Genomic DNA, 14,723 nt, shown 5'->3' with positions numbered 1-14,723 from the left:
CCGAACGCAGTCTGGGTGGACGGAAAACTCACTTCTCCAGCTTGGCGATCTCTTCGCCGAATTCGCGGATGTCCTCGAAGCTGCGGTAGACAGAGGCGAACCGGATATAGGCCACCTTGTCCAGGCTCTTGAGCTCGTCCATCACCAGGTTGCCCACCAGCTCGGAGGCGACCTCGCGCTCGCCGGTGGCGCGCAGGCGGGACTTGATGTGGTTGACCGCCTTCTCGATGGCCTCCATGCTCACCGGTCGCTTCTCCAGCGCCCGCAATATGCCGGCACGCAGCTTGTCTTCGTTGAACGGCTCGCGCGAGCCGTTGGACTTGATGACGCGGGGCATCACCAGTTCGGCCATCTCGAAGGTGGTGAAACGCTCGTGGCAGAGCAGGCATTCGCGACGGCGGCGCACCTGATGGCCCTCGGCCACCAGACGGGAATCGATCACCTTGGTATCAACGGCACTACAGAAAGGGCAATGCATCGGACCTCCGGCGTGGATGAAAAAGGGCGCGGGCCCCGGGGGCTGGCGCTAGGCCGGTCAGTGTAACACGGCCATGGAAAACCGGTAAAAGCCCAGAAAAAACAATGCCACCCATTGGGTGGCATTGGTCTCAAACCGGGCATAGGCCGTTATCAGGCATAGACCGGGAAGCGGCGGCAGATGTCCAGCACCTTCTCGCGCACGGTCGCCAGCACTTCTTCGTTGTCGTGGCTGTCCAGCACGTCGCAGATCCAGTTGGCCAACTGGATGGACTCGGCCTCCTTGAAGCCGCGGCGGGTGATGGCCGGGGTGCCGATACGCACGCCGGAGGTCACGAACGGGGAACGCGGGTCGTTCGGTACGGAGTTCTTGTTGACGGTGATGTTGGCCTTGCCGAGGGCTGCATCGGCATCTTTGCCGGTCAGCTCGCGACCGATCAGGTCAACCAGCATCAGATGGTTGTCGGTACCACCGGAGACGATCTTGTAGCCGCGCTCGATAAAGGTCGCCGCCATGGCCTTGGCGTTCTTCACGACCTGGGCCTGGTAGGTCTTGAACTCGGGCTCCAGCGCTTCCTTGAAGGCCACGGCCTTGCCGGCGATGACGTGCATCAGCGGGCCGCCCTGACCACCCGGGAAGACGGCGGAGTTCAGCTTCTTGTACAGATCTTCGTCGTCGGCGGCGGAGAGGATCAGACCACCGCGCGGACCGGCCAGGGTCTTGTGGGTGGTGGAGGTGACCACGTGAGCGTGGGGCACCGGGTTCGGGTAGACGCCGGCGGCAATCAGACCGGCTACGTGGGCCATGTCCACGAACAGGTAAGCACCGATCTTGTCGGCGATTTCGCGCATGCGGGCCCAGTCGACGATGCCGGAGTAGGCGGAGAAGCCGCCGATCATCATCTTCGGCTTGTGCTCAACGGCCAGGCGCTCCATCTCGTCGTAGTCGATCTTGCCGGACTCGTCGATGCCGTAGGGGATGATGTTGTACAGCTTGCCGGAGAAGTTGACGGGGGAGCCGTGGGTCAAGTGACCGCCGTGGGCCAGGTTCATGCCGAGCACGGTGTCGCCCGGTTGCAGCAGGGCCATGTAGACGGCGCTGTTGGCCTGGGAGCCGGAGTGCGGCTGCACGTTGGCGTAGGTGGCACCGAACAGCTCTTTGGCGCGCTCGATGGCCAGGGTTTCAACCACATCCACATACTCGCAACCGCCGTAGTAACGCTTGGCCGGGTAGCCTTCGGCGTACTTGTTGGTCAACTGGGAGCCCTGGGCTTCCATGACGCGGGGGCTGGTGTAGTTCTCGGACGCAATCAGCTCGATGTGCTCTTCCTGACGACGGGTCTCGTCTGTGATGGCCTGCCACAGCTCTGGATCATAGCCGGCGATGGTCATGTCACGTTTCAACATCCGTTTATCTCCTGAAAATCGTTTGCGCGATAGGTGAAGTGGGCCCGCGCATTGTAACGTGAGCTGGATCAAAGAGACAGTCCAACCACCCAAAAAATTGTTTATAAAATGTAAAATACGTCGCAAATTTCGAATCCCGCCCCCTGGCTTCGCTCATCCCCCCGACCTCCCCACACCCGCAATCCGGCTCCAGCCATCGTCCCCGTTTTCCGGGCAAGGCGATAGAAACCAGAGCCAGATCATGGATATAGCATTTACTAACAGATAACATCTTTAGGCCATGGGACATCTGCACGAGCGGGTGTCGCTCCCTGCCATCCCGGAACACAAGGGGAAACGCCATGATGGATCATCTGATGCTGTTCGTGATTGTCGCGGTCTTCGCTCTCTTCTACTGGGTCTACTACACCGCCAGCCGCAAGGGTGCCTGCACCGCCAACTGGGAGACACTTCCCACCCGGGAGCAGTACCTGGCGGCCCATCCCGGCGCCGCCGACGGGGATCTCATCTTCTGCATCCATTGCGGTCACCATCAGCAGCGGGAGGTCGGCCTGGTGCACCAGGTGGATTACCGCCGCCAGCACATCTGCCCCCGTTGCAAGCAGGCGCTCTATCGCGTCGAGGAGTAGGTCGGCCTCCTCGTCGCCCACGGCGATCCCGCGATAGCGCCCCCCTCTCCTGGCGCTATCCGGCCAAAGGGCCCCATGAGTTTCCTTTATTTTTAAAGTCGTTAGAATCGGGGGCCATCAAGGCTCCCGATTGTCATCCACGGAGGAAAAATGCAGGAATTCATGGCGACCAGCGAACGCCGGGCCGAGCTTTATTGGTGGTTTTCCACCCTGTTTGCTGCCGAACTCAGTGATGCACAGATCGCTGAATACGACACCTATGACGTGCGCAGCTTCTTGAAGAGCCTCTCTACTCTCGACCCCATGCGCGAAGCCGTGGCCGAGCTCAACGACGCCATCGCCCGCCTGCTGGTTCGCGAGGAGCGCGCCACTGCACTGGCTGCCGACTTCAACGCGCTATTTCTCTCCCCCAAAGCGGTGCAACCATACGAATCCGCTCATGGTGACAACACGGCGCGTAGCCGCATGGAACAGCGCCTGAACCGGCTCGCTATCGATGTCAGCGAGAAATACCAGCAGCCTGTCGACCACCTGGCCATCGAACTGGATCTGATGGGCAACCTCATCATCCGCGCCGCCGAGGCGACCACCGCCGCCCTTCGCGAGGAGTGGCTCGGCGAACAGGAAGGGCTGCTGCACGGCCATCTGCTGGCTTGGTTCAAGCCCTTCGAGCAGGCCTGCCGCGCCGCCGACCCGTTTGGCTTCTACGGTGCCAGCGCCCGGCTGCTGGGGGTATTCCTGAAGATGGATGCCAACTACCTCTCCCTGGTCAAACCGGCGAAATCCGCCGACTGAGCCCGCCATGAAGACAGCCCTGCTGCTGATCGCCTGCTGGCTGCTGGCCCTGATCCCGCTGGATCAGGGCATTACCCCCCTCGTCGTCCTGCTGTTCAATCCGGATCGGGCACTCTACGGCACCGCCCAGCTCACCGGTTTTGCCGGCATACTGCTGACCCTCTACCTCGCCAATCTCGGGGTGGAAGTGGTACTGCGCCGCCGCTTCCAGATCGCGGGCATGCTGGCCCTGCTGGCCACCTGGATCGGCTTCATCAACAGCAGCGGCACGGAGAGTCACTGGCTGCTGCTCTACGCCATGGCGCTGCCGTTTCATCTGGTAGGCTGGCTCGTGTTCGTGCGGGGCATCCAGGCCTTTGGTCGCCAGAAAGGCTGACATCCCGTTGATTTAACTCCTCCCCACACTTTCTTTCTCTCCTGAAACTTCATGCCATACTGACACAGCCGTCCAAATGACAAAGAAATCAATTCAGGAGCCTCCATGGAAAAAGTGCTACCCGAATCGGTTCCGACACCGCATCTGTCAGGCCCGCTCTCCCTTCACGAGTTGCAACGGTTGTTCGAGCAGGCCCCGTTTGGCATTGGCGTGTTCGATCGAGAGTTCAGATGCCGTGGCGTCAACGCCAGCTTTGCCGAGCGAAGCGGCCTCCCCCAGGCGGACCACGTCGGCAAGACGCTGCTTGAAATCAGTCCGGCCCAGGCCCCCCTGCTGGCCCCTTTGCTTCAGCAACTGCGCCATGGCGCTGTGCAGGTCGACGTGGAGCTGGACGACATGGAGGCCACTCATTCCGCGCCGCCGAGACGGTGGCACCTGAGCTGCAGCCCGGTGCTGGATGACGACGGTATCTTCAACGGCCTCTTTCTCATCATGCGCGAGCTCGTCCCCGTGCCCCGCCTCCCCCCCGGAGTGCCCGGTCCTCTCGGGATCCAGGAGATGACCCATCACCATGTACAGCGGCTCTACCAGATGGAGGCCAGACTGCAGCACCTCTCCTATCACGATCCCCTCACCGACCTCGGCAATCGCCACCTGCTGCAGGAGCGACTCGCCATGGAGATCGCGACGGCCCGCCTGAACCGGCACGCCCTGGCGCTGCTCTTCATCGATCTCGACGGCTTCAAGCTCATCAACGACAACCTGGGGCACAACGCCGGCGATCAGCTGCTCAAGCTGTCGGCGGATCGCATCCGCCACTGCCTGCGCCCCGGGGATGTCGCCATCCGGCTGGGGGCGGACGAGTTTCTGGTGCTGCTCCCAGGCATCAGGGAGCCGCAGGAACTGGTGGGGCTGATCGAACGGCTGCAACGCAGGCTGCACGATCCCGCCGACATCGGGCAGGAGCGGGTGAGACTCTCGGCCAGCATAGGCGTCTCCCTCTATCCGGAGCATGGCCAGACCCCGGACAGTCTCATCAGTGCGGCGGACAATGCCATGCACGAGGCCAAGCGCCGGGGTCGCAACGGCTATCTGTTCCACTCCCCGGACATGACGGCGCAGATCAGGGAACGGATGCTGCTGGAGCAGGGGCTGCTCAAGGCCATGGAACAGCAGCAGTTTCGCCTGCTCTACCAGCCCATGGCGGATCTCGCCCATGGCAACCTCAGCGGTCTCGAAGCCCTGGTGCGCTGGCAGCATCCCAGCCTGGGCATGATTTCCCCCGCCAAGTTCATCCCGGTGGCGGAGGAGTGCGGCCTCATCGAGCAGCTCGGGGAGTGGGTGATGCGCACCGCCTGTCAGCAGGGGCAGAAGTGGCTGGCCGAGGGCTTCAGCGTTCCCAGGCTGTCGGTCAACGTGTCGGTCAGGGAAATGCGCTCTCCCGACTACGTGGAGCGGGTCACCGCCATCCTGGCCGAGACCGGCTTCCCCGCCGAGCGGCTGGAGATCGAGGTGACAGAGAGCATCATTCAGAGCGTGGATCACAGCCTGCGCCTCTTCACCCGCCTCAAGGCGCTGGGGGTGCAGATCGCCATCGACGACTTCGGAACCGGCTTCTCTTCCCTGAGCCTGCTCAAGAGTCTGCCCATCGATCGCATCAAGATAGACAGGGCCTTCGTCCAGGCGCTGCCCGACGACAAGCACAGCCGGGAGCTGTGTCGCACCATAGTCCAGCTGGCCAGCTCCCTTGACATGGTGGTCACGGCGGAGGGGATCGAAACCCAGCCTCAACGCCAGTTCCTGCAATCCCTGCGCTGCGAGGAAGGCCAGGGCTACCTGTTCAGCCACCCCCTGCCGGAGCCCCACATGGCCTCCATGCTCGCCATACGGCATTGAGGATCCCGGACAGCCCAATGACAGAAGGGAGCCCCAGGCTCCCTTCTTCGTACTCCCCTCGGGCCATGTCGACCGGCCCGCCTCGTCGCTATCCAAAAGTCTAATTGCCCTCCGGCACCAAAGGTATAAGTTGTTACTCAATCATTAAAAAAATGTATTCACAGGAGTGAGAGATGAGCGAGAGCAAGGTCTACCCGGTCAAGGCCCACATCGGCAGCGGCGCCCTGCTGGACAAGGAAGGTTATGAAGCCATGTATCAGGCGTCTGTGCAGGATCCGGACGCCTTCTGGGGGGAGCAGGGCAGGATCCTCGACTGGATGACCCCCTACACCCGCGTCAAGAACACCTCCTACGATCCGGGCCACGTCTCCATCAAGTGGTACGAGGACGGCCTGCTCAACGTATCGGCCAACTGCCTGGATCGCCACTTGAGCGAGCGTGGCGACAAGGTCGCCATCATCTGGGAAGGGGACAACCCGGCCGAGGATCGCAAGATCACCTACCGTGAGCTGCACCTTGAGGTGTGCAAGTTTGCCAACGTGCTCAAGGCCCAGGGGGTCAAACGCGGCGACATGGTCTGTCTCTACATGCCCATGGTGCCAGAAGCGGCCATCGCCATGCTGGCCTGTACCCGCATCGGGGCAGTGCACAGCATCGTCTTCGGCGGCTTCTCGCCGGAAGCGCTCTCGGGTCGCATCATCGACTCCGGGGCCACCATCGTCATCACTGCCGACGAGGGGCTGCGCGGCGGCCGTCCCATCCCCCTCAAGAAGAACGTGGACGAGGCGCTCACCCACCCGGAGACCCGGGTCAGCAAGGTGATCGTGCTCAAGCGCACCGGCGGCAACGTCGCCTGGCATGGTCACAGGGACATCTGGTGGCACGATGCCGTCGCCGCCGCCAGCCCGGATTGTCCGCCCGAGGCCATGGGGGCCGAAGATCCCCTGTTCGTGCTCTACACCTCCGGCTCCACCGGCAAGCCCAAGGGGGTGCTGCACACCACGGGCGGCTACCTGGTCTATGCCGCCCTCACCTTCAAGTACGTGTTCGACTACCACGAGGAGGACATCTACTGGTGTACCGCCGACGTGGGCTGGGTCACCGGCCACTCCTACCTGGTCTACGGGCCGCTCGCCAACGGCGCCACCACGCTCATGTTCGAAGGGGTGCCGAATTACCCGGCCACCAACCGCATGAGCCAGGTGGTGGACAAGCATCAGGTCAGCATCCTCTATACCGCTCCGACCGCGATCCGCGCCCTGATGGCCAAGGGCAAGGAGGCCGTCGAAGGCACCTCCCGTACCAGCCTGCGCATCATGGGGTCGGTGGGTGAACCCATCAACCCGGAAGCCTGGGAGTGGTACTACCGCACCATAGGGGACGAGCGCTGCCCCATCGTCGACACCTGGTGGCAGACCGAGACCGGCGGCATCCTGATCAGCCCCCTGCCCGGCGTCACCGCGCTGAAGCCCGGCTCCGCCACCCGCCCCTTCTTCGGGGTACAGCCGGCCCTGGTGGACAACCTGGGCGAACCGCTGGAGGGGGCCACCGAGGGCAACCTGGTGATCACCGACTCCTGGCCCGGCCAGATGCGCACCGTGTTCGGCGATCACGAGCGCTTCGAGCAGACTTACTTCTCCACCTTCCCGGGTCGCTACTTCACCGGCGACGGCGCCCGTCGCGACGAGGATGGCTACTACTGGATCACCGGCCGGGTGGATGATGTACTGAACGTCTCCGGCCACCGCATGGGCACCGCCGAGATCGAATCGGCCCTGGTGGCCCATCCGAAAATCGCCGAGGCGGCCGTGGTGGGGGTGCCCCACGAGATCAAGGGTCAGGGCATCTATGCCTATGTCACCCTGATCGCCGGGGAGGAGCCGAGCCGCGAGCTGCATAAAGAGGTCAAAGAGTGGGTGCGCAAGGAGATAGGCGCCATCGCCACCCCGGACGTGATCCACTGGGCCGAGGGGCTGCCCAAGACCCGCTCCGGCAAGATCATGCGCCGTATCCTTCGCAAGATCGCCACCGGCGAGACCGACAGCCTGGGGGATATCTCCACCCTGGCGGATCCGGGCGTCGTGGACAAGCTGATCCGCGAGAAGTCGGAAGCGGCGTGAGTCTCTTCCCCTTCCACCGCAGAGCCGGCCACGTGCCGGCTTTGTTGCGTCTGGAGCCCGTACAGGGCAGAGAACCCCGACACGGCAGGAGGCAGGAGGCAGGAGGCAGGAGGCAGGAGGCAGGAGGCAGGAGGCAGGAGGCAGGAGGCAGGAGGCAGGAGGCAGGAGTTCAATAAATAGCCAGATGTAGAGATTAGACCAGTAAAATGCTGCTAATTTTCACGAAATCAATATAATTGCGAAATCTGTGTGTCAGGGCACACCGATTTGTGCAAAAATTGGCTAGATTTCTGGTAGTCCACAGATAGCTGATAGATAGCAGCATAATCATCGAGGATGTACTCAATATGTCGCAACATCACCGAATCCTCCTGCTCAACGGCCCCAATCTGAATCTGCTGGGCAAGCGGGAACCGGGAATCTACGGCAGCAAGACGCTCGATGAGATCGTCGTCGATCTGGCCGCTCGCGCCAGCGAACTCGGTGTCACCCTGGAACATCTGCAATCCAACGCCGAACACGAGCTGATCGGCCGCATCCATCAGGCCATGGGCCAGGTGGATTTCATCATCATCAATCCCGCCGCCTTCACCCACACCAGCGTTGCCCTGCGCGATGCCCTGCTGGGTGTGGCTATCCCCTTTATCGAGGTTCACCTGTCAAACGTTCATGCCAGGGAGCCCTTCCGTCATCACTCCTATCTGTCTGATGTCGCCAAGGGGGTGATCTGCGGGTTGGGTGCCGATGGCTACCATTTCGCTTTAACCGCGGCCGTGCATCAGTTGCGCGCGGCTTGATAATCACTGATCAGATAAAGAAGAAAGAGAATGCTAATGGATATCCGCAAAATCAAGAAGCTGATTGAACTGGTTGAAGAGTCCGGCATCGCCGAGCTGGAAATCTCCGAAGGGGAAGAGTCCGTTCGCATCAGCCGCAATTTCTCCGGCCAGGTTAGCGTTGCCCCGCAGATGATGATGCAGCCGGCACCGGTGCAACAGGCCGCCGCTCCGGTTGCCGCGGCCCCGGCCGCTGCCGCAGCGCCCGCTGCCGATGCCGCTCCGAGCGGTCATCTGATGCGCTCCCCCATGGTGGGCTCCTTCTACCGCTCCTCCAGCCCGGAAGCCAAGCCGTTCGTGGAAGTCGGTCAGCACGTCAATGTCGGCGACACCCTGTGCATCGTCGAAGCCATGAAAATGATGAACCAAATCGAGTCTGACAAGGCCGGCGTGATCAAAGCGATCCTGGTTGAAAATGGTCAGGCCGTCGAGTTTGACGAGCCGCTGTTCATCATCGAATAAGGGAAAATGCCACCCATGTTGGACAAAGTAGTCATCGCCAACCGCGGTGAAATTGCCCTGCGGATCCTGCGCGCCTGCAAAGAGCTCGGGATCAAGACAGTGGCCGTTCACTCCACTGCCGATCGGGAGCTCAAGCATGTGCTCCTGGCCGACGAAACCATCTGCATCGGCAAACCTGCCAGCGGTGAGTCCTACCTCAACGTGCCGGCCATCATCGCCGCCGCCGAGGTGACCGGTGCCGTCGCCATCCACCCGGGCTACGGCTTCCTCTCCGAGAACGCCGACTTTGCCGAAGTGGTCGAGAAATCCGGCTTCATCTTCATCGGCCCGCGCGCCGAGACCATTCGCCTGATGGGTGACAAGGTCTCCGCCATCGAGGCGATGAAGAAGGCGGGCGTGCCCTGCGTACCCGGCTCCGACGGCCCGGTGGACAACGATGCCAAGCGCAACGCCGCCATCGCCAAGCGCATCGGCTATCCGGTGATCATCAAGGCCGCCGGTGGCGGTGGTGGTCGCGGCATGCGCGTGGTGCGCAGCGAGTCCGAGCTGGCCGCCGCCATCGCCCTGACCAAATCCGAAGCGGGCCAGTTCTTCAAGAACGACATGGTCTACATGGAGAAGTACCTGGAGAACCCGCGCCACATCGAGATCCAGGTGCTGGCAGACGGCCAGGGAACCGCCCTCTACCTGGGTGAGCGGGACTGCTCCATGCAGCGCCGCCACCAGAAGGTGGTGGAAGAGGCGCCGGCTCCCGGCATCACCGAAGAGATGCGCAAGTTCATCGGCGAACGCTGCGTGCGCGCCTGTCTCGAGATAGGCTACCGCGGTGCGGGCACCTTCGAGTTCCTGTACGAGAACGGCGAGTTCTACTTCATCGAGATGAACACCCGTATCCAGGTGGAGCACCCGGTCACCGAGATGGTCACCGGCGTCGACCTCATCAAGGAGCAGCTGCGCATCGCCGCCGGCCAGCCCCTGTCGATCACCCAGCAGGACATCCGCCTCCGTGGCCATGCCATCGAGTGCCGGATCAATGCCGAGGATCCGGCCACCTTCCTGCCCTCTCCCGGTCTCATCCAGCGCTTCCACGCGCCGGGCGGTCTGGGGGTGCGTTGGGAATCCCACATCTATGCGGGTTACAAGGTGCCGCCCTACTACGACTCCATGATCGGCAAGCTGATCTGTTACGGCGAGAACCGCGACGTGGCCATCGCCCGCATGCGTCACTCTCTGGACGAGCTGGTGGTGGAAGGGATCAAGACCAACATCGCCCTGCAAAAAGAGATCATGAAGGACGAGAACTTCCAGCACGGTGGGACCAATATCCACTACCTGCACAAGAAGCTGGGTCTGTAACAGACTGGCATCTAACACGATGTGTGTCCGATCCGGCAGGATCGACAAATGAAAAGGGCCATGGCGACATGGCCCTTTTTTGTTATTCTTGCGCCCCGCTCACTCGTCGGAGGCCACAGTGAACCGCTTCGCACTCGCCCGCCGGGAAGCAGCCCTCTGCCTGCTGCTCACCCTGCTCTATTTCCTTGCCTGGTATGGCTCGGCTTATTTCATCCCCGAGGATCTCGAGCTCTGGGAGATGCCGCTCTGGTTTCTGCTCAGCTGCATCCTGATGCCGCTGCTGTTCATCGGCCTCTGTGCCCTCATGGTGGATCGCCTGTTCGTCGACATTCCCCTGGATACCGAGGCGCCGCTCACCGACCCCGAGCCGGGACAGGCGGGCGACCCCATGACCCAGCATCGCCTCCATGACACCCCCTCTCCCGCCCACGAGGAGCACCGCCATGAATCTTGAGCTGATGCTGCCGTTGGTGGTCTACCTGGTGCTGGTGCTGGGAGTGGGATTCTGGGCCAGTCGTCACCGTATCGCCGGCGACTTCGTGCAGGAGTACTTCATCGGCAACCGCAGCATGGGGGGCCTGGTGCTCGCCATGACGCTGGTGGCCACTTATACGTCTGCATCGTCCTTTATCGGCGGCCCCGGCGCCGCCTACAAGGTCGGCCTCGGCTGGGTGCTGCTGGCCATGATCCAGCTGCCCACCGTCTGGCTCACCCTGGGAGTGCTCGGCAAGAAGTTTGCCATCATCGCCCGCCGGATCAATGCGGTGACCATCAACGACATGCTCTGGGCCCGCTACCAGAGCCGGGCCGTGGTGATCCTGGGCTCCGTCACCATCATCCTGGCCTTTATCGCGACAATGGTGGTGCAGTTCATCGGCGGAGCCCGTCTGCTGGAGGCGGCCACCGGCCTCTCCTACCAGCAGGGGCTCTTCCTGTTTGCCAGCTGCGTGCTGCTCTACACGGTGATCGGTGGCTTTCGCGCCGTGGTGATGACGGATGCCCTGCAGGGCATCGTCATGCTCATCGGCACCGGGGCCCTGCTGGCGGGGATCCTCATCGCAGGTGACGGATTGCCGAACCTTGTCCACCAGCTCAAGGAGATCGATCCCAAGCTGGTGAGCCCGCAAGGGGCCGACGACATGCTGACCCAGCCCTTCATGCTGAGCTTCTGGGTGCTGGTCTGCATCGGGGTGGTGGGGCTGCCCCACTCCGCCCTGCGCTGTTTCGGCTATCGCGACAGCAAGGCGCTGCACCGCGGCATCCTCATCGGCACCATAGTCTGCGCCCTGCTGATGTTCGGCATGCACCTGGCCGGGGCCCTGGGCCGCGCCATCCTGCCCGGCATGGACAGCCCGGACAAGATCATGCCCTCCCTCATGATGGAGGTGCTGCCCCCCTGGCTGGCCGGGGTCTTCCTGGCGGCGCCCATGGCGGCCATCATGTCCACCATCGACTCCCAGCTGATCCAGGCCTCTGCGACCCTGGTGAAAGATCTCTACCTCAACTACCTCAACCCCCGCCAGGAGAGGCTGGAGGTGCGGGTACCCAGGCTCTCCCTGCTCTGCACCCTGATCCTCGGCACCCTGGTGCTGCTGGCGGCGTTGCAGCCCCCCGAGATGATCATCTGGCTCAACCTGCTCGCCTTCGGCGGCCTGCAGGCGGTGTTCCTCTGGCCGCTGGTGCTCGGCCTCTACTGGTCGCGGGCCAACGGGCCAGGGGCCCTGGCCAGCATGGCGAGCGGCATCCTCTGCTACACCGCCCTGAGCCAGTGGGGGATCAAGCTGGCCGGCCTGCACGCCATCGTGCCCAGCCTGGGGCTCGGGCTCGTCGCCTTCGTGCTGGTTAGCCTGCTCACCCCGCCCCCGGATCAGGCGGTACGCCGATTGTTTGATCAAAATTAAGAAAAGGATCAATAAAGGACCCCTCGCCTATTCCCAAATGAGGGCCCACGGGTAAAATGTGCGCCACGTCACAAATACCGTGCCCCCATGCCAGTTCCGAACGCCAGAAAGATCCTGACCCAGTCCCTGCAACGGCTCGGCTATGCCCTGCTGCTGCCCGTCTCCATCCTGCCCCTGGCCGCCCTGCTGTACCGGCTTGGTCAGCCTGACGTGCTGGATCTGGCCGTGCTCTCCCTCGCCGGTCGCGCCCTGTTCAGCCAGATGCCGCTCATCTATGCCGTGGCCATCGCCTTCGGACTGAGCCGCCAGGGACAGGGAGCCCAGGCCCTCGCAGGTGCGGTCAACTTCCTGCTGCTGAGCTCGGCCCTCGGCACCCTGGCGCCCGGGCTGCATGCGGACATGATCTGCGGCCTGCTGTCCGGCCTCGTCACGGCGCTGGTCTGCTCCCGGGCCCGCAGCCTGCGCCTGCCGGGCTGGCTTCGCCCCTTGCAGGAGGACCTGCCGGGCATGCTGCTCTCGGCGCTCGCCTGTCTGTTGCTGGTGATCCCCCTCTCGCTCCTCTGGCCGCTGCTGGAAGATGGCATCACCCTGCTCGCCTCGGACCTGCTCACCACCCCCTTCGGCGCCTTCTGCTACGGCGTGCTGAATCGGCTGCTGATCCCCCTCGGCCTGCACCAGGTGCTGGGCAGTCTCATCGGCCTGGGGGAGAGCAACCTGCAGGCCCTCTCCACCGCCCAGCCGCTGCACGAAGGCTACGTAGCCGGGCTCTACCCCGTTATCATGTTCGGCCTGCCCGGTGCCTGTTTCGCCATCTGGCTCCATCGCCAGCGGATGCGGCAGCTGCCGCAGGGGGGGCTGCTGCTCACCCTGGCGCTCACCTCTGCCCTCGTGGGCATCACCGAGCCCATCGAGTTTCTGTTCGCCTTCACCGCCCCCTGGCTGTTCCTGGCCCACGCCCTGCTGACCGGACTGTCGCTCGCCATCTGCAACGGCCTCGGCATCCAGGTGGGCAGTTACTTCTCCGCCGGGCTGCTGGATCTGGTGCTGAGCTACCAGTACGGTGAGCACAGTTTCTGGCTCATCCCCCTCGGCATCCTGTTCTTCGTCATCTACGCCCTGCTCTTCTCCCGGCTGCTGGAGCACGCGCCCTTAAGCCTGCCGGGCAAGCCCATCGCCGAAGAGTTGCCCCAGCTCGCCACCGTGGCCCCCACGGACCCCCAGATGCTGGCCATCCAGTACCTCAAGATGCTGGGGGGCATGGACAACCTGCAGGCCATGAGCGTCTGCCTGACCCGCCTCAGCCTGCGGGTGCGGGAGATGGCGCTGGTGGATCAATCCTGCCTGGCCAGGCTGGGCTGCCTCTCCTGGATAGTGCTGAATGAACATCAGCTGGTGCTGGTGCTCGGCCCCAATGCCGGCCTGATCGAGGGGCAGATCCGCATGCTGGCTGAGCGCCAGTCGGTCCCCCTCGGCCTCGAACCCGCCCAGGCCCCCCTCGGCCAGCACCAGTGATCAGGCGAAGGGCAAACGCTCGGCGACGAAGTCCATCAGGCTGCGCAGGGCGGGCGCCAGGTGCTCCCGGCTCGGGTAGATGAGGTAGAAGGGATTGGGGGGAATGGGGAGCTCCGGCAGCACCTTGCACAGCCGCCCCGCCGCCAGATCGTCACGACAGACGTGGGCCGGCAGCAGGGCTATCCCCCCTTCATGGAGCGCCAGCTCCCGCAGCGCCAGCAGGCTGTTGCTAAGACAGGCCCCCTGGGGTCGCCAGCCCCCCTCCTGCAGCGGCCACACCGGCAAGGAGCCGTGTACCAGGCAGGCATGCAACTCCAGTTCAGAGAGCTGCTGCGGCGTGCCGTGGCTCGCCAGGTAGCCAGGGGCCGCCACCAGATGGCGCGCCACCTGGCCGATGCGCCGGCAGATGAGGCTGGAATCCTTCAGCGGCGCCGCCCGCAGCGCCAGATCGTAGCCCTCCCCCACCAGATCCAGCTGTTCATCGCAGAGGGTCAGCTCCAGCACCACCTCGGGATAGAGGGCGCGAAACTCTGCCAGGATCCGGCCGAGCAGCAGGGTGCCGGTGGCCTCGGGCGCGGTGATCCGCACCCGGCCCGCCGGGGCCGAGCGCAGCCTGGCCATGGCCAGGTTGGCGCTGCGCGCCAGGGTCAGCAGCCCCTGGCAATGCTCCACATAGACCTCCCCCTGGGGCGTCAGACTCAGCCTGCGGGTGGTGCGCTGCAGCAGGCGGACCCCGAGGCGGGACTCGAGGCGCGAGATCTTCTGGCTCACCGAGGACTTGGGCATGCCGAGCACCTCGGCCGCCCTGGTAAAGCTCCCCTGCTCCACCACGGTGGCGAACAGTCCCATCAGCTCCAGCTCGGCATTATTGTTCATATATTCAAACAGTCTTTATTAATTACCCATCTTAATCTTGATAATCATCCAGACTAGAGTGAGTGGCAATCCCGAACACT

The 14,723-nt window shown here is 63.4% G+C and carries 13 protein-coding genes and 1 pseudogene; 11 read left to right on the top strand and 3 right to left on the bottom strand.

Features of this window, described 5'->3' with window-relative positions; genetic code table 11:
• Positions 1-28 precede the first annotated feature (28 nt).
• Positions 29-478, bottom strand: coding sequence for a transcriptional regulator NrdR (gene nrdR, locus AB5Y72_RS19750; RefSeq protein ID WP_005338880.1), 450 nt, complete (start codon positions 476-478; stop codon positions 29-31).
• Positions 479-630: 152 nt separating this feature from the next.
• Positions 631-1,884, bottom strand: a complete 1,254-nt coding sequence (gene glyA / locus AB5Y72_RS19745; RefSeq protein ID WP_010675397.1) for a serine hydroxymethyltransferase — start codon at positions 1,882-1,884, stop codon at positions 631-633.
• A 341-nt stretch (positions 1,885-2,225) separates the two neighbouring features.
• Between glyA and AB5Y72_RS19740 the strand changes: the two genes are divergently transcribed.
• The 11 genes and pseudogenes from AB5Y72_RS19740 (at position 2,226) to AB5Y72_RS19690 (ending at position 13,767) form a co-directional block, all read left to right on the top strand.
• Positions 2,226-2,513: a hypothetical protein gene (locus AB5Y72_RS19740; protein ID WP_041215679.1), complete on the top strand. Its 288-nt coding sequence runs from the start codon at positions 2,226-2,228 to the stop codon at positions 2,511-2,513.
• A gap of 150 nt (positions 2,514-2,663) precedes the next feature.
• On the top strand, positions 2,664-3,308 hold the full coding sequence (gene torD, locus AB5Y72_RS19735) for a molecular chaperone TorD (protein ID WP_325782065.1): 645 nt from the start codon (positions 2,664-2,666) through the stop codon (positions 3,306-3,308).
• A 7-nt stretch (positions 3,309-3,315) separates the two neighbouring features.
• Positions 3,316-3,684, top strand: coding sequence for a hypothetical protein (locus AB5Y72_RS19730; RefSeq protein ID WP_325782064.1), 369 nt, complete (start codon positions 3,316-3,318; stop codon positions 3,682-3,684).
• A 105-nt stretch (positions 3,685-3,789) separates the two neighbouring features.
• A complete protein-coding gene (locus tag AB5Y72_RS19725; protein ID WP_325782063.1) occupies positions 3,790-5,580 on the top strand; it encodes an EAL domain-containing protein in 1,791 nt (596 codons plus the stop codon).
• 173 nt (positions 5,581-5,753) lie between these two features.
• Positions 5,754-7,700: an acetate--CoA ligase gene (gene acs / locus AB5Y72_RS19720; protein ID WP_325782062.1), complete on the top strand. Its 1,947-nt coding sequence runs from the start codon at positions 5,754-5,756 to the stop codon at positions 7,698-7,700.
• Positions 7,701-8,047: 347 nt separating this feature from the next.
• Positions 8,048-8,497 carry a type II 3-dehydroquinate dehydratase gene (aroQ, locus tag AB5Y72_RS19715; RefSeq protein ID WP_325782061.1) on the top strand — a complete coding sequence of 150 codons (450 nt, stop codon included), beginning with the start codon at positions 8,048-8,050 and terminating at the stop codon, positions 8,495-8,497.
• 36 nt (positions 8,498-8,533) lie between these two features.
• Entirely contained in the window at positions 8,534-8,998 is a 465-nt protein-coding gene (gene accB / locus AB5Y72_RS19710; RefSeq protein ID WP_209793288.1) for an acetyl-CoA carboxylase biotin carboxyl carrier protein, read from the top strand.
• Between the two features lie 15 nt (positions 8,999-9,013).
• Complete coding sequence (gene accC, locus AB5Y72_RS19705; protein ID WP_325782060.1) at positions 9,014-10,354, top strand: acetyl-CoA carboxylase biotin carboxylase subunit; 1,341 nt, start codon at positions 9,014-9,016, stop codon at positions 10,352-10,354.
• Positions 10,355-10,472: 118 nt separating this feature from the next.
• Positions 10,473-10,724 (top strand): annotated as a pseudogene (locus AB5Y72_RS19700) (DUF997 family protein); the annotation flags it as partial.
• 73 nt (positions 10,725-10,797) lie between these two features.
• On the top strand, positions 10,798-12,255 hold the full coding sequence (gene panF / locus AB5Y72_RS19695; protein WP_368199495.1) for a sodium/pantothenate symporter: 1,458 nt from the start codon (positions 10,798-10,800) through the stop codon (positions 12,253-12,255).
• 87 nt (positions 12,256-12,342) lie between these two features.
• On the top strand, positions 12,343-13,767 hold the full coding sequence (locus AB5Y72_RS19690; RefSeq protein ID WP_042078173.1) for a PTS transporter subunit EIIC: 1,425 nt from the start codon (positions 12,343-12,345) through the stop codon (positions 13,765-13,767).
• Here the strand turns inward: AB5Y72_RS19690 and AB5Y72_RS19685 are convergent, their stop codons facing one another.
• Positions 13,768-14,643, bottom strand: coding sequence for a LysR family transcriptional regulator (locus AB5Y72_RS19685; protein WP_209793284.1), 876 nt, complete (start codon positions 14,641-14,643; stop codon positions 13,768-13,770).
• Between the last annotated feature and the right edge of the window lie 80 nt (positions 14,644-14,723).

The organism is Aeromonas sp. R7-4, assembly GCF_040908055.1.
In the GTDB taxonomy this organism is placed as follows: Bacteria; Pseudomonadota; Gammaproteobacteria; order Enterobacterales; family Aeromonadaceae; genus Aeromonas; species Aeromonas sanarellii.
Note: the sequence above shows the minus strand (reverse complement) of the source record. Positions and strands in the feature narration are given on the sequence as shown.